General features: G+C 46.6%; 14 protein-coding genes. 9 read left to right on the forward strand and 5 right to left on the reverse strand.

The genetic code is table 11. From position 1 onward, the window contains the following. Positions 1–24 precede the first annotated feature (24 nt). Positions 25–303 carry a PxxKW family cysteine-rich protein gene (locus PHQ97_03110; GenBank protein MDD4391723.1) on the reverse strand — a complete coding sequence of 93 codons (279 nt, stop codon included), beginning with the start codon at positions 301–303 and terminating at the stop codon, positions 25–27. A 529-nt stretch (positions 304–832) separates the two neighbouring features. Between PHQ97_03110 and PHQ97_03115 the strand changes: the two genes are divergently transcribed. After that, positions 833–1,807, forward strand: coding sequence for a KpsF/GutQ family sugar-phosphate isomerase (locus PHQ97_03115; protein MDD4391724.1), 975 nt, complete (start codon positions 833–835; stop codon positions 1,805–1,807). 126 nt (positions 1,808–1,933) lie between these two features. Continuing rightward, on the forward strand, positions 1,934–3,238 hold the full coding sequence (locus tag PHQ97_03120) for an ATP-dependent 6-phosphofructokinase (protein ID MDD4391725.1): 1,305 nt from the start codon (positions 1,934–1,936) through the stop codon (positions 3,236–3,238). 80 nt (positions 3,239–3,318) lie between these two features. Here the strand turns inward: PHQ97_03120 and PHQ97_03125 are convergent, their stop codons facing one another. Both PHQ97_03125 and PHQ97_03130 read right to left on the reverse strand, forming a co-directional pair. After that, a complete protein-coding gene (locus PHQ97_03125; GenBank protein ID MDD4391726.1) occupies positions 3,319–4,620 on the reverse strand; it encodes a 3-deoxy-D-manno-octulosonic acid transferase in 1,302 nt (433 codons plus the stop codon). A gap of 20 nt (positions 4,621–4,640) precedes the next feature. Then, entirely contained in the window at positions 4,641–6,605 is a 1,965-nt protein-coding gene (locus tag PHQ97_03130; GenBank protein MDD4391727.1) for a penicillin-binding protein activator, read from the reverse strand. A gap of 767 nt (positions 6,606–7,372) precedes the next feature. Here PHQ97_03130 and PHQ97_03135 point away from each other — a divergent pair. From PHQ97_03135 to PHQ97_03165, 7 genes are all read left to right on the forward strand, one after another. Beyond that, positions 7,373–8,536, forward strand: a complete 1,164-nt coding sequence (locus tag PHQ97_03135) for a hypothetical protein (protein MDD4391728.1) — start codon at positions 7,373–7,375, stop codon at positions 8,534–8,536. A 274-nt stretch (positions 8,537–8,810) separates the two neighbouring features. Further along, positions 8,811–10,106, forward strand: coding sequence for a class II fructose-bisphosphate aldolase (locus PHQ97_03140; protein MDD4391729.1), 1,296 nt, complete (start codon positions 8,811–8,813; stop codon positions 10,104–10,106). Between the two features lie 711 nt (positions 10,107–10,817). Next, positions 10,818–11,228 carry a hypothetical protein gene (locus PHQ97_03145; GenBank protein ID MDD4391730.1) on the forward strand — a complete coding sequence of 137 codons (411 nt, stop codon included), beginning with the start codon at positions 10,818–10,820 and terminating at the stop codon, positions 11,226–11,228. Beyond that, positions 11,225–11,542: a flagellar biosynthesis anti-sigma factor FlgM gene (gene flgM / locus PHQ97_03150; GenBank protein MDD4391731.1), complete on the forward strand. Its 318-nt coding sequence runs from the start codon at positions 11,225–11,227 to the stop codon at positions 11,540–11,542. The genes PHQ97_03145 and flgM overlap by 4 nt, the downstream gene beginning before the upstream one ends. Before the next feature lie 422 nt (positions 11,543–11,964). Continuing rightward, a complete protein-coding gene (locus tag PHQ97_03155) occupies positions 11,965–12,420 on the forward strand; it encodes a hypothetical protein (protein MDD4391732.1) in 456 nt (151 codons plus the stop codon). A 257-nt stretch (positions 12,421–12,677) separates the two neighbouring features. After that, on the forward strand, positions 12,678–13,535 hold the full coding sequence (locus tag PHQ97_03160) for a hypothetical protein (protein ID MDD4391733.1): 858 nt from the start codon (positions 12,678–12,680) through the stop codon (positions 13,533–13,535). A 704-nt stretch (positions 13,536–14,239) separates the two neighbouring features. Continuing rightward, a complete protein-coding gene (locus tag PHQ97_03165) occupies positions 14,240–14,893 on the forward strand; it encodes a response regulator transcription factor (GenBank protein MDD4391734.1) in 654 nt (217 codons plus the stop codon). Positions 14,894–14,950: 57 nt separating this feature from the next. Here PHQ97_03165 and PHQ97_03170 read toward each other — a convergent pair whose 3' ends face one another. Beyond that, the gene (locus PHQ97_03170) at positions 14,951–15,505 is read right to left on the reverse strand and encodes an AAA family ATPase (GenBank protein ID MDD4391735.1); all 555 of its coding nucleotides are present in this window, start codon (positions 15,503–15,505) and stop codon (positions 14,951–14,953) included. Next, complete coding sequence (locus PHQ97_03175; protein ID MDD4391736.1) at positions 15,505–16,512, reverse strand: phosphotransferase; 1,008 nt, start codon at positions 16,510–16,512, stop codon at positions 15,505–15,507. Before PHQ97_03175 ends, PHQ97_03170 begins: the two co-directional genes overlap by 1 nt. Positions 16,513–16,748: the final 236 nt, after the last annotated feature.

The raw sequence follows: 16,748 nt of genomic DNA on the forward strand, positions 1-16,748 counted from the left end.
GGGTTCAAAAAATCGATAACCAAATTATCTGTTTCCCCGTTTGGAAGCTTTGATCGGATTGATCTTGGCTGATGCGGCAGCAGTCGCTTTTGAAACATGGGTGGCTAAATTACAATTACCGTTTTTCCATTTCATTTCAGGTTCCGGGCAAGCAGAACAATACCAGCCGGTTGGAAATTCTGCGCTTCGAGAACAGCCTTTACACTTTTCGACAATCTCATGGCAGAATCCGTCTTTATATCCACAGCCGTTTGCCGTCATAAAGGGACATTCCATGCCCTTTCGAACTGTTGTGCAAATCATTTGATTCACCCCCTTTGATCTGTAATGTGGGCTTATTTACAGATTTAACTGTTAAAATCAAAATTTTATAATGCAAATCCAACCACAAGTCAAATAAAAATTAACGCCCCGCCCAACCGGAAAAACTGGCAGTTGGTGCTCGGGCATCCGGCCGCCTGATAAATCCGCCTGAATTTAAAAAATATCGACCCGGGTGAAATATTATTCAACTGATTTGGACGCATTCCCCGTCACGCTCAAATTAACTCTTGCTCATGCGCTGTCGGGATGATAAAAAATAATGTTCTATATTTACTATAATCTGGTGCCAAAGCGACCGCCCGATGCAGACCGCTTGATTATTTTTTTTCAGAGGCAGTCCTTTCGACAGCATCCGACCGGAAACATGATATTTTTTCAAATTCAAGAACAAAATTTTAACCGGAAGGATGCATCATGGATTTTGATGATTAATATCCAAGGCTGAAAATTGCCTCGGACAGGCACAAACCTAAAACATCGCATGATAAAGACAAAAGACGATACAAACATGATCATTAAACAAGCTATTGAAGTTCTTCAGATTGAAGCCGAGGGCATTCTTCAACTCATTGACAGGATTGATGAAAATTTTTCAAAAATGGTAGAAATGATCTGTGCCTCCAAAGGAAGGGTCATTGTAGGCGGCATAGGTAAGTCAGGTACGGTGGGACGAAAAATTGTTGCAACATTAAACAGCACGGGAACCCGGTCGCTGTTTTTGCATCCTGTGGAGGCTATGCATGGGGACTTGGGTATGGTTTGCCCGGATGACATTTTTCTGGCGCTGTCCAACAGCGGCGAAACCGATGAACTGAACATTCTTATTCCCAGCATCAGAAGGATCGGCTGCAAAGTAATTGCGTTTACGGGCAGGATTCACTCCACATTGGCCAGAAGCAGCGACGTTGTCATCGATGTCGGTGTGGTTCGGGAAGCATGTCCGATGGGGCTTGTCCCTACCGCCAGCACGACCGCCCTTCTGGCCATGGGAGATGCCCTTGCGGTCGTCCTTATCAACAAAAAACATTTTAAAACCAGCGATTTTAAAAAAATTCATCCCGGTGGCGCGCTGGGGCAGAGACTCTGCAAACAGGTCAAAGACATCATGCTGACCGGCAACTGCATGCCACATGTCAGGACAGGCTGTTCCATGCGCGAAGCCATAGAGGAAATAAATCGACTTGAAATGGGCGTCACCCTTGTTGTAGAACCAGACATGACACTGGCCGGAATCGTCACGGACGGCGATCTCAGGAGATGTATCGCCGCCAGACGGCCGATTCTGGATTTATCCGTAGATGAGATAATGACCCTGAGGCCGCGAACCCTCGATCCGGATACAGCAGGCTACGATGCGCTCAATCTGATGGAACAGCATCAGATTACCGTGCTTCCCATTGTCGATAATACAGGAAAAGTGCTTGGAATTTTGCATTTACATGATATTTTAGGTAAAGGTGAATTTAAATTCAACGGATCATGATTTGACCGTGAACGTCAGCTCGTTACGGCCTTCCTCCAGGTGATGACCATGAAAAAAAAATCGATTCTCAACCGGAAAAAAGGGCTGCGGTCTCCGTAAAAACCATAAAGGACAAAAAAAGGCTCCATGGAACCAGTTCAGATCGATACAACCATTCCCACGTTAGGCACTGCCAGGATCGACACTCCGATTAAAAGTCAACGATATGTGCCGGATTCCGCCAGAATCGCTATCGACTCGGATTTGACCCGTCTGACCGCTCTTTTTAATCAAAGGCAACCCATTCCGTCGTTTGAACTGGCCGGCCCGAAAGAAAAGATATATTTTGATCCCAGCAAACTTAAATGCGCACTGGTCACCTGTGGGGGACTGTGCCCCGGATTAAATGATATCATACGATCCATTGTTCTGAGTCTGCATTACGGATACGGAGTTAAAAACATCATCGGCGTCCGGTACGGTCTGCAAGGATTTATCCCCGCATACGGGCACGACCTGATGGAGCTTAAACCCGAGACCGTTACCAATATCAATGCAATGGGCGGCTCTATTCTCGGCTCTTCCCGAGGTCCTCAGGATATCGACGAAATTGTAGACAGCATCGAAAGAATGAATATCGGTATCCTGTTTATGATCGGAGGAGACGGTACCCTGATCGCGGCTTCCAAGATCGCTGACAGCATCACCCGCCGTGGTCTGAAAATCAGCATAATTGGTATCCCAAAAACCATCGACAACGATATTTACATGGTATCCAGAACGTTTGGGTTTGATACGGCCGTAGATGTGGCGACCCAGGCCATAAAAGGGGCTCATAACGAGGCAAAAGGATACCCGAATGGGATCGGAGTGATCAAACTCATGGGGCGCCATTCCGGATTCATCGCAGCAACCGCCACGCTGGCCCAGCCGGAGGTTAATTTTACGCTCATTCCCGAGGTGGATTTTGATCTTGAAGGGCCGAATGGATTTCTGACGAAACTGGAACGCCGCCTTAAAATCAAAAAGCATGCTGTAATTGTCGTTGCGGAAGGCGCCGGTCAAAAGTTCTTCGAAGACTCATATCAGGAAAAAGACGAATCCGGCAATATCCGGTTAAAAGATATCGGTTTGTTTATAAAAGAGGTTATTATGAATTATTTTAAAGCCAGAGATATTGACATCGCCCTGAAATATATTGACCCCAGCTATATGATCAGAAGCCTGCCGGCAAACGCAAATGATCATGTATTCTGCAGTTTTCTGGGACGGGATGCGGTTCACGCCGGGATGAGCGGTAAGACAAAAGTGCTTATCGGCCGCTGGAACAATCAGTTTGTCCATCTGCCCATGAGCGCTTCAGCCGGAAAACGCAAGCAGGTCGATCCGACAACAAAATTATGGCTCAGCGTGCTTGAAACAACCGGCCAGGGCTCAATGAAAAATGAATAATCCCTTGAGACTTATCCTACCGGCTTTTACCCGATCGGCGGAAAATCGGGTGCAGGGCATGCGGACGTTTTCAGAAATCATCAGCGATTAAGCAATTCATAAATCACACGGGCATGGCGTTGTGAAGCCCCCCGGTTTTGCATCACCGCACGTCGGGCCATCTGCCCGGCATGCGCTGCTTTTTCCGGATGGGACAAATAAAATAACAGCTTTTCCGTCAGCTCGTTTCCGTCGGCTACCGGAATGCCGCCCCCACTTTTTTCGAGCAGATTTTTTGCATCCAGAAAATCTTCCATGGAAGGGCCATATAAAACCGGCTTGGCCCAGCGTGCAGGCTCGAGCACGTTCTGCCCCCCTAAAGGCACCAGGCTTCCCCCGCAAAATGTTATCGCAGCGATGCTGTATGTATTCTGCAGTTCCCCGATCGTATCGATGATCACAACCGGGGCATTTCGCATGGCCCCGTTACCATCCAGATCGCTGCTGAACTGATATGAAATCCCGTGGTCTTTAACCATATCCGCGATAAGATTCACGCGCTCGATATGACGCGGCGCAATGATGCAAAGTGTATCCGGAAAAAACTGACAAATTTTGGCAAAGGCATCGAGAACAATACGCTCTTCCGAACGTCGTGTGCTGCCGGCGACAATTACCGGCTGATCTCCGGTTACATTATACAGCCGTCTCATCCGGACAGTGACCGACGCATCACATTCACCAGGGTGAAAATCAAATTTTGAATTCCCGCCGACAGTTATCTTTTGGCGCCGGGCACCGATTCGCTTCACTCTTTCGGCATCTGCCGCACTGATCATGCTGAAAGCGTCCACACATTCGAGGGTCTCTTTGACAAGGGGCTTTATCTTTAAATAATTTTTGATGGTCCGGGCCGATACCCTGCCGTTTACGATGGCCGTCTGAATTCCCCTCCGGTGAGCCTCGACCAGCAGATTCGGCCAGATTTCCGTTTCCAGAATTACCAGTGCATCCGGTGCTATGGCCGAAAACGCCCTGCGGACCGCACCGATATAGTCGACAGGCGCATAAACGATTGAAACATTGGCCGGAAAAACCTCCCGGGCAAGAACCTGCCCCCGGCTTGTAGTGGTCGACAAAACAAACGCGGCATCGGGCATCATCGTTTCAAGCGCTTCGATAATCGGAACCGCTGCCTTTACCTCACCAACGGAAACGGCATGAATCCAGAGATTCGGTGTGCCGGCACGACGGGACGGCAGTCCGGGGGGATAATACCCCAACCGTTGGCGGATCTCATCTTCCCGGCGGCCTGTCTGCCGGACATATCCCCAGAAAAAAGGAAAACCGGCCAGAAACAGACCGGAGGTGATATATTTATATATCGGGTAGGCAATATTCATAATACAACGGATGTCTCAACTCAACGACGGTTCAATTCGATAAATTTATTCCCTTTTATTCTGAGAAGATACAGCTGTTTAACGGCTTCTCCACTTTGGTCAAAGGAGGTCGATCCGGTAACCCCGTCAACAGCTTTCATGTCAGCCAGTTGATCCCTGAGCTGTTTTCTGGATTGAATTTCGGGATTGCGGACCATATCAAACAGCATCATGGTGGTATCGTATGCGATGGCCTCCATAAATCCCGGTTCCTCCCCGTAAACCTCCCGAAACAGGGATACGAATTTTCTGGTTTCGGCTGACGAACTATCCGCAAAAAAACCGTCCGGAAGTATGGCTTTCTGAGCATACTGGCCAGCCATCTGAATCAACTGACCGGAATGCCACAGATTGGTTCCAAGCAGATACACATCGGTGATATCATAAAACGCAAGCTGCGGGATAATCAGGCCGGCTTTCTTGGGAGAATCGGGTATAAAAATCGCATCAAAATCAATAACAGGTTTTGTCTCTTCAGAGCCGGATAACGCGCCCGGTTGAACAGTTTCCTCATCTTCATCCGGTCCAGCCGATTTATTCAAAGGCTCGGGCAAGGCCTCTTCCGTAAAATCTTCCGGATCGGGCTTTAACGCTTCCGGCAATTTATAAAAAAGGCCGGCAAGTTTTTTGATGGAATCTGCAAAATCCGTTTGAGATGACTGGTATGACTCAACCCCTGTTACTTCTCCGCCTGCGGATATCACCCTGTCCCAGAACAGATTCATAAAGGCGATGCCATATGGTTCTTCGGGATACAGCATCGTAAACCGTTTAATCCCGAGATCTGAGATACAGTAATTTACCAACGCATCAACCTGCATTTCAGGAGTAATAAAATGTCTGAATACATAATCCCCTGTTTGTGTAATCCCCCTTTTCTGGGTTAGCGTGACAATCGGTATACCCTGCCGCTGAGCTTCTCCGGCGGCGGCTTCCGCAGCAATAACCGGACCGATAATGGCGGCCACATGCTCATCAGCAAATTGTTTAACGGTCTCGATGGCCTTTTCGGAGTCTGAAGCGGTATCTCTTATAATCAGGTTGAGGGGAAAATCCCCATGCGCATTCAACAACACGGACAAGGCCAGCTCAACCCCTTTCAAGGCCCGCTGCCCATATATTTCATAAGGCCCGCTCAAAGGGAGCAGACACCCGATCGTATCCCGGCGGTATACCGAGCGCAGGTTCAACTCCGTTATCATGCCGGCCGCCTGTTCAGCGTATTCATGCTTCGGAAACTGTTTTAAAAAATCTGATAATACCCGAACCGCCTTGTCATTTTTTCCTTCTTCGGCGTAATTATGCCCCAGATGGTACATCAAATAAGATTCGAGAAGGGCGTCATCTTTCATCCGGCTCAACAGGGAAATAATATCCAGCGTTTTGAGCCGCCAGAAAACGTTCTTTAATTTAACCAGAATAAGCGTTTTTCCCTGCTTGGCGGTTCTATGATATGCGGAAAGATAAAAATTTGCCGCATCCACATACAACTCTTTGGCCTGATATGTATCCCCCAGGAGTGAATATATTCTGATGATATGTTTTTCGGAAACGGAATCTTCCAATGCAATGGCTGCCTGCCGTATCACGTCCTGATATCTGCCTTCCTCATAAAGGGACTCGAGTATATTCACCCGGGCATCGTTGCTGAACAAACTGTCCGGATAGTTTGATATCAGGCACTCATACATGCGTCTGGATTCATCTGACTTTCCCTGAATCGCATAAATTTCGCCAAGCTTCATGATCGCCGCCGCCGCAGAAAGACTGTCCGGATAACGATCGATGAACGTTTTATACGCATCATGTGCGGCCTCGTAGTCAGCCCGGTTGAACATCTTCTCAGCGTCCTGAAATAATTGATCACCGGGTTCAGGCTGAACAGGGGCCTGAATGATCGTTTGCTTAGGAGCACATCCCGCTGATAGGATAATTATCAGAACCATGGCGCATTTTAATATAACCTTCATAACCCCACATGCCTTGTTGATAGTTTCGTACGATGTCAGTCAGATATTTACGGCGCCGACCGTTTCAGAACCTGACTGAGTTGCTGAGATATGAGACGGACCCGGCTGATTGATGCATTGGCGGTTCATGCCGAAAACAGCTTTTCATATCAAACTTGTCCTCAAACAGCAAAAATAAAGATTACCGCAGAAAAACATTCCGAATCCTGAAGTTTCAAATCCGAGCTTGACACATCTGCGAAAAGCTCAATATAGTTTATATAAAGAAACAACCATTTCATTCGCGCACAGCGGCCATCCGGAATTGACGCGGACGTCACATAAAAAACCGGCCGGATCATACTAAAAAAACAACGCCCGGCTGCCGGTTAACACGACCGGCCGGCACAGATCTCTCACAAAAATTTTCCCGGAAATCCATGTCAAACCAACGCCTTATTCCCTGGCTTTCTCCATGCAGCCGGCTATCCGAAACGGTTCAGCCCTATAGCGCGCCTGCCGGTGACTGCTTTCTGAACCAGGTTTACAGGCGTAAGCGAGGCAGCACCTCCGGCGCCGAAGGAGACTTTTATCATCCTTTTCGCACATATACCATCAAGCAAACCCAAAAACAACCGGCTGAGCCTGCGATCGGATTAATTATCGACAGGTTTACCCGCTCTACAATTCAACCACTTAACGAGGTATGAAATACGGTTTTTTTCATTACCGTCCATTTCTTACTTTTTACGAGTTAAACACCCATGTATTTATCTGCATTCTCACACAGAGACAGACTTTATCATATCACAAACCAATGGCTTTCCAACCAGCTGGAACCGGCCCATCCTCTCATCATAACCCGAATCATCTCATATGACAGTTTTGCAGCCTGGCAGACCCTGCTGCGATTTATCGACGCCCTTCACCGTCATATTACCCGTGACAAACTGGAAAAAACAGTTCTCCACCAAAAAAAAGACCTGAAGGACTATCTGTGCAGCAGCTGTGTCCATCCGACGAAGCGAATCCGATCGCTTATATCGGATTACATGAACATGCCAGAATTTTATTATATCGGTTCGCCGATTATGGGGTATAGTTATCACGATAGTCACCAGCGGCTTATCAGTCTTTGCCGGTTTAAACGCATTAAACGGATAGCCGAAAAAGTGAGCCGGTATGCGGCCCGGTATATCTTTGAAAAAATGCTGAATTCAGCCGGCATAGCGTATCAAAAGCCCGAAAATGATATGGCCCATTACCTCTTTTGCGAAAATTTGATTCAATCAGAGCAGCAGATTATGCTCCGAATAAAAGAACACGGTCTTCAACTTCCTGTTGAAGTGACAACCATAAAGGACGTGCTGGGGATGAAGCTGATTGATTACGGAAACGGAGAAAACCTGCTTGAGTCGTTCTTTTCCCGTTATTCCGGCGCACAGCTCCTTGAAAAGGAAATTCATTCCGGAATTTATAATGCCAAGCATTATCTTGTCGATCTGAAACTGGATAGCGACTATTTAATCAAAAAATTTTCTCATGAAGCAGATCATGTCAAATTTACACAAAGAGGATTGCCCTCAAAACAACAAAACGAGGATTTTGCCGTATTCATGAGGGACGGCAGCGATACGATCCAGCTGGATCTGATACTGACCAGTTTCGAAGAACTCATAGAATCAGAGATCGGCCGGTCAATGCACGAAAACAGAATTTTCCGGCAACGTCGTCAGCAACGTCTCTTCGGGAACATCCCCGTCAACATCGAATACATTGTTGAATACCTGCTTTCCGTAGGGCTGAGTGCAACTCTCCATATAGATGAAATCCCCATTAAACTGTGGGGGAGATATCTCGAAGATACATTGAATTATAATATACAAAACTTATATAACGCACCGGGATACTGCCTGATTGAGAAATAAGGACCTTTTCATATCGACGGGGAACGTAAAAAACTCTTTACCCGATTATGGATTTGATAGTAAAAAGGGTAAGGGATCAACCTGAACCGACCCGGCCGGAACTGTCTAATTGCCGGAAGGAAATAAATTTTACCGACCGGTTACTGCTCATACTCGATGTGCAGAAAACGCAAAGGATATTTTTTATCCGGTTGAGCTCAAACGCATTTTTTATCTTAAAAGAATCCACGGAATGAAGCGCTAAGAAACCAAACGATAAAAAGGAGGTTCAACAATGGGCAACAAAACATCACGGATGTCTGATGTTTTCAAAAAGGCATTGGAAATCGGTCGTCCCCCAAATATTGTCACCCTTTTTCCTAACTCGAAAGCACTTATCGTCAGCGGCAAATTCATAGACAGGGGCATGATTTCAAAAGGCAGCGCCATCGCCATGGCAGCGAACGGCAGAAATTATTTTGTTATTCGTGGTGCCCTGCAGGCGGCCCAGAGAGCCAATTCGGCCATTCTGATAGAAATTGCAAAATCCGAAGGGGGGGCAAACGCCTATTGCGCGGTCAATTACTGGAATATAGCCCGTCAGGTGGACGCATTATGCAATGAGTTGGGGATCACCGTGCCCGTAGCCATCCATGCCGACCACTATGGTATTAAAACAGAAAAAGATATTGAACCGGCAAAAATTGAAATCCCGACCCTGTTCGAAGCCGGAATCACTTCAATCGCAATCGATGCCTCTCATTTACCGGATGACAAAAATCTTACGGCCAATCTCGAACTCAACGCCTTCATTCCCGAATGGGCCGGGCTGGAAACCGAAGTCGGAGAAATCAAAGGCAAACTCGGGCTCTCAACCGTTGAGGAAGCCCTGTTTCTCATTCAGGGATTAAATGCTCATGACATTTTTCCGGACTGGATCGCCTTGAACAATGGTACAACCCACGGAATTGAAGAAAGCGACCTGGGTATCCGGGTCGAATTAACAGCTGAAATTCACAAGGCGCTTGAAAAATATCATATCTCAGGCGCACAGCACGGCACATCGGGAAACAGTTCCGAACGTCTGAGACAAATCGCCTCCAAAACGCGGACCACTAAAGCCAATTTTGCCACGGCACTTCAAATGATTTCCTGGGGCCTCGAGGTCAACGATTACGGAAATGCCATTTTGGACAATGACGGCAATTTCATAAAAATAAAGGGTCAGGGCACAACCGAAGCCATGTGGCAACAGATGGTATCTTATGCAACTGAAAAAGGGCTCAAAAAGGGAAATTATAAAAATCTGAACCTTCCCTTTGAAAACAAACTGCTCAGCCAGCCCAAAGACATCAGAGACCGGATGAGCAAACGGGTTGAGGATTTTATTTATAATGTACTGGTCAACGTCTTCAATGCGAAAGATTCGGCTCCGCTCGTCATCGAAGCCATTCTTAACGCCGGATCATATGATGCCGGCCCAAAGGCTGTCCGCCTTGAAGATCCCTCAGACTGGACGCCTGAAAAAATTGCGGAGCGGGGCGCCGCCTTCACATCGTTAAAAAGCCATGAAGGAAATTTCGATGACTGAGATGACTGATGCCGTCCGTATGGCGTCAGTTGCGGTAACATCATCTATGAAAGCCCTGTTCCGGCCACATGCATCGTCTTGATAGACTCGAGGGAAAGCATGTTACTTATCGAACGGAACAGGGCGCCCAAAAAAGGATTCCGATGTCTCCCCGGCGGATTCATGAAACCCGGGGAAATACGGAAACGGGAAGACTTGAGGGAGCTTAAAACGAAAGCGGGAATTCCCGGGCAAATCGCTTATCGGCGATAAAAACTCGATGACCGAAACGGGTACCATACGGGCACTCATGATCGGATAGCTCTGGGAACAAAATATCCCGGAGTTCTCAAGCCCGGGAGTGACGTGCCGGATATCGGGTTGTGTCTTCTGGTGCCATCTCCCGGATATTGCCGTTGACAGTCATCCGGAATTTACTCGAATCTGTCATACCGCTATTCATATTGACTTTTACGACTATCCAACCTAAAAAACGACATAACTGTTATAAACTATACGATTTTGATCTGATATAATTCATCTGTTCTCACCCGTCATTCCCGCATAGGCGGTAATCAATAACATACTGGAATAAATTGATTTATTCTTTAGCGCAATGACAAAGAAGGGCTGAATATGACTTTTTACGAAATCATCATAATTATCTGAATAAATATTTTTTCTAAAGCTTCAGGCATGTTTTGCCGATAATAAATTCAAGGTGACAATTGTATGGAGATAACCGCCTATCAAATTCACAATGTGTTGAAAGTATACAGCCGGCAGCTGTGCCGCGGCAAAAGCATTGAATGTCAGAAAGGCCTCGGTTTGATATCATCTATCGATCAGATCAATATATCATCGGAAGGCAGGCGCCAGGCGGTTATCGAAAAGGTCGCCACGAATATCATTGATCGGATTACCAGTTACGGTCCCCAAAGCGATGTGGAACATGAAATTGTAAACCAGTTAGAAAATGAGTTCGGGAAAGAAGAAAGTACAGAATTCGTATACAACCAGATCGATGTAAACAACAATAAAATCACCAGCAAGCTTTCAGTGGAAGGTCCGGACTTTATACTCAGTCGTCTGGAAGAATTGACCAAAGAAGCCGTTGACAAACGCATGGAGAAAGCAAGATGAATCATATCAACCCGTCTGAAACTTATTTGCAGCAGGCTGGTTTTAAAAAAGCCCCTGAAACCGGAAACACCGCGTTGACCAATAAACAAAAAACCGACGCAAAAAAAAGCATTTCCAAAGGAGATGTCATTGTCAACCTGTCGGATACCTCCAGAGAAATGCAAATTGCTAAACAGGCTTCAACCTCATCGCCGGACATCAGAGAACAAAAAATCAAGGATATCCAGACCCTGATCAATGAAAATCGATATGAAATAAAACCGGATGAAATCGCTGAAAAAATACTCGGGCTCCATATAGACGAAACGATTTAGACATAGGGGTGCCCCTTGCTTCCGGGGGCAGTCCTCATCCGGCCGTCTGCCGTATACAAATTTTTACCGCATATCTCCCTCTTACCCGTTCCTTCCCCCACATCTGACAGGAAAATTTTTCCGACCTGTCTGTACGGATTATAAAAAGCAGTTGGTTACGATTGCGGATATAACCCATTGTTTTAAAACAACTTTTAGCAAAAATAACGATAAAAGGATACCGATTGGCATCCTTATTGCTTATGTAATCAGAAGTTACCCGATGATAAGCAAATGTTCCCTGGCATCACGACAGGCAGAAAAACTGTTATGGCTCGTTTTATTCAAAAACCGAAATTATGCGCTGATGTTGCACCTGTCATATAAGCATCAGACTTGTTATCAACCGAACCGCTGATTACTTATAATACAAGGCCATTGATATGATAAAAATTAATTTTATACCGGAAGCCTCAATGCCCCAGCCCTCCCCGAAACCGGCCGGCTCCACCAGTGGCGTTTTCCAAAGCACACTGAATCAGGCAATTCAGAATCAAACAACCTCCGATGATGGCGGATGCATTATCCCGTCATTGGGGGAAATCAGCTCCCCTGCCTACCTCAATGAGCCGGTATTCGGCTCCGAAACAGCCCTTTTATCAAAAACCGATAATCTTCTGGAGCTTCTGGATCAATATTCGGCAAAAATAAACGACCCCCATCAGACATTGAAGGATATCGAACCGTTACTGAATGCCATCAGGAATCAGTCAGATGAACTTGTGAAAGAATCCGACTCAGGCCTGAACGATGACAGCCGGTTACGGGAGATTGTACGCCGATGCGCCCTGACGGCAACTATCGAATGTTATAAATTCAACCGGGGAGATTATATATAACGCCCAACCTTTCGTTTATTTCTCGTCAGACAGTCACCAATGAATGTTTCCACCGGTTTCGGTTTTTTACTGAAATTTCGGCAGCATTTCATATTGCAAACATTCAAGCCCTCCTTTATATATTCCGAAAAAATAAATTCCCTGACATTATTTTTTTCCGGACCCCCTGATGCTCAGGGGGATGTATTCCGGCAAGCCGGGTGATGTCCGCGATATTACCGGGCTCTATTTTATTCTGATAAAAGGAGTGAATCGTGTTGAAACATTTATTAAGAATGACATCAATAGCGATGTTGTGTGTCCTGACAGCCTGCGGAGACAATCCCTCTCCGGACAATGAATCCAAACTGCCTTCTGATCATCCTGAAATATCACAGGAAATGCCGGGCCAGCATTTCAGTGGTACTGTCAAAGAAGTCCTGAACGTCAGCGAATATACCTATTGCCTGATCGACAATAACTCCGGGACAAAATGGATAGCCATACCCAAAACTGAAATCAAAGCGGGAGAAAAATGCAGCTTTTCCAATGGGCTGATCATGCGTAATTTCTACAGCAAATCACTGGATCGTCACTTTGACGAAGTGATATTCTGCGCAGGCATTGATGGCCGACCCCTTGTTTCGAAAGACAAATCAGCCCATGGCCAGATGCCTGCCCGGATGCCCGCGATGATGACGGGAAAAACCTGCCCCATGCCGTCAGATGCGTCTTCCCCGCCTCTGAGTAAAACGGCAGCCACCATGCCACACAACGCTGCAGACCAGAATCCGGCGATATCATTTAAAGATATCAAGGTTGAAAAAGTGAGCGGCAAAGACGGGTTCAGGATTTCGGAACTTTACGAAAAGGCTTCGGATCTGAGCGAAAAAAATGTATCTATCCAGGGTAAAGTGGTGAAAGTTCTGAACAACATCATGGGAAAAAACTGGATTCATATTCAGGATGGAACAGGAGACCCTGCACAAAACACCCATGATCTGGTATTGAATTGCCTTCAAACCCCGTCTGTCGGTGACACGGTAACCGTATCGGGACGGCTGAAAACTGACAGAGATTTCGGGTCAGGATTCAAGTACCGGATAATTATAGAAGATGCCTCCATTTCAAATTGATCGCCTGAATCAGGTCCGCTCACATCCTCATATATAAGATACCATACAACAGGTGAAGCGTTGTTTTACCTGTTGTATGGGTCTCGGCAAAAATCAATCGTCCACGTGCGCGGAATTTCGGAGTCTCGCAACGGGGTTCCGGCCGCTCAGACATTCCGGCAAAATGCGATTATCCTTCCGAATCAGGCGTATGGGCTTGACACGACAATTCATTACATAGTAACTTTATTATATAAATAATTCACATCAGAGCACCCGGAAACTGTTCCGGTCTGCACAGACCCATCCGGGATCAGACTTAACGCTTCGGACGGCGCTGATGAGACATGATGAGGATCGAACTCCGAATCTGCCGTTGTGATTTCATCAACCAGCCCGTTATGGCCGATCATGCCCGGAAATCAATCTTGAAAAATATTTTTCAGTTTGCTTTATCATCCTTTCGTATCGGGAATATATCTATCATAAACAAAAATGTATCCTGCAGAACCATTGAGCAATAAATCACGCCTTCTGCGACCTGACAATTCACAGCTCAATTCGATTAGGGCCTTATTCCTTAAACCCTGTCAAAAAAACAGGAAAATTATTTTGTATCTTTGTACAGGTACATCAGTTAGCCTTTTGCATGAATTATAACTATGCATAAAGTTTGCGTTTGGGATGCGGGCATAGACCACCACAGAATATAAAGAGGATATGATATGGGAATACGAATTCTCATTGCCGATGATCACAAACTGATGCGAGACGGGATTCGCTCCTTATTGGAAAAACGCGACGGCATGGAAGTGGTCGCAGCAGCCGAAAACGGACGTTCCGCGGTAAAACTGACACGAAAACTCAAACCGGATGTGGTTATCATGGATATCAGCATGCCCGACTTGAACGGAATCGAGGCGACCCGTCAGATTATATCCGAATTGCCGGATACCAAAGTACTCGCCTTGTCAATACACTCGGACAAACAGTTTGTTTCCCAGATGCTCAAGGTTGGCGCGATGGGATATCTTCTTAAAGACTGCACGGTCGATGAACTGACACATGCCATATATGCCGCCATAAACAGCAAAACCTATCTAAGCCCCGGTGTCGCCAACACCGTGATAAAGGATTATGTAAATTTATTAGCGGCAACCGACTCTTCAAAAGCCTCTGTATTAACCGCCCGGGAACGCGAGGTGCTCCAATTGATTTCGGAAGGACGTAAAACCCGTCAAATCGCATTAGATCTCCATGTGAGCGTAAAAACCATCGAAACGCATCGACGTCAGATCATGGAAAAGCTCAACATCCACAATGTGGCCGATCTTACCAAATTTGCCCTTCGCGAAGGCCTGACATCCCTTGAAATCTGACACACGGTTTTCATCCGCAGATGCTCCCCGGACGTTTTATTCCCCCCTGGCCCTGACTCAAATCAGGGTGAAAATTTTTTCAATCACTTCAAACGCGCTTTGCTCCCGATGCGTTTCGACGATCAGGTGAATGGCGTCATCCGCATGGCTGAAGGGTTCGTATGCTTTTTTCTGATCCGGGTATATGGCCCACCTTCCGTCTGACGCATCTTTCCCATCTGCCTCCCTGGCTAAAAGCCTTTCCCTGACCACCGGATCCGGACAAACGCACTCCACCATCACCAGCCGGGCGCCGAAATCAGAACCGGCGTCCATGAAAAGATGCCTCTGCCACTGTTTACTGAATGCAGCGTCGACAATTACTGAATCGCCGTTTTTCAAGACTTCGCCTGCTTCATGGCACAGTTGCCGGTAAGTTCTTTTCGTAAATTCATCAGAGTATATTCCGGCGCCATAATCCGTGTACTGATGCGTCGCGTCATCCATGCGGGAAAGCTTTTTCCTCAATACATCGGAACGAAGCACTCTAAACCCCGTTTCACGGCTCAGTCGTCTGGCAAAGGTAGTCTTGCCGGTACCCATCAATCCGCAGACGAGTATCAGAGCCTGCATTATAATTTCTCCGAATCTGCATACTGCTGCGCGAGAGCAAAATATCGACCGGCCAGTTGTGCAGAGCGCTTCTTTTCCTCCTCCGATATGTTCGGATCATCCAGCTTGAAGGAGATGACCTTCCCCCTGACACAGGCCCGATAAACTTTATAAAAATTCAACAGATCCGAAACGTCCTGATCACCTGAATATCGGACATAGGACGCCATAAGCGTTTGAGCCAGATCCGGATACCCGTTAAAATCCAGATCCATCGCAAGAAATGCGATGTCTGCAGCCACATCGGAATACCGAAACCTCTCATTGAACTCGATGCAGTCTACGATGGTAACCGGGTCCATCACATATACATGATCCAGGTGAAGATCCCCATGGCAGTCACGGATCCGGTGCCGGGCGACCCGGCCTTCAAACAGAGCGCTTTTTTCAGTAAAATACGTATCGGTGTAGACTTTAATCGAATTCCACTGCTCACGACGGATCGATTTTCCGATATACGGTACGGTCTGCTCAAAATTTTCATCCGTATTATGCTTTATCGTGTCGATGGAACCGAATGCGTCTATGGCAGCGGAGGTTTCCGCAAGACTGTGAAACGCTGCAATTTTTTTTGCGACCCGGTCCATAACATCCGGTATGATATCCGTTCGATCCAGAAACCGCCGTAACGCCGCTTGCTCAGGGATATAATTCATTTTCACGGCATAATCCACGATATCTCCCCGCCCCCCAAAGGCAACGTATCCGCCCTCATTCGTAACCGGGATCACATCAAGGTATACATGCGGAGAAAGGCGTCTGTTCAGCCGGATCTCCTGATCGCAATAATATTTGCGTTTAGCCAGAGAAGTAAAATCCAGAAACCCGAAATCTACCGGCTTTTTCACTTTATACACAAGGGTATCGGTAATATAGACCCAGGAAATATGGGTCTGCACCATTCGAACCTCTGAGACAACGTGTGGATACGCTCTTTTATCGAGCAATGCTTCGTATAATAATTTCATGGTTAAATGCCCTGGAGATATAATCAAAAGTTGTGTTTGAGAGATGACTTTAGTCACAATATATTGACAATGAAACGCTATCTTGATGCTACATACCGTATCCGTATACACATGAAGGGCTGCAGGGATAATGAAGGGTCAAATCGTCATCGGACAGTCATAACGGCGGCCCGGGGTGAAAAAAAACATACGGCCGCATTAACGGTTACCCGGTATATCCCCGCCCGGTCGGGGGC

It is taken from the genome of Desulfobacterales bacterium (genome assembly GCA_028704555.1).
GTDB lineage: Bacteria > Desulfobacterota > Desulfobacteria > Desulfobacterales > JAQWFD01 > JAQWFD01.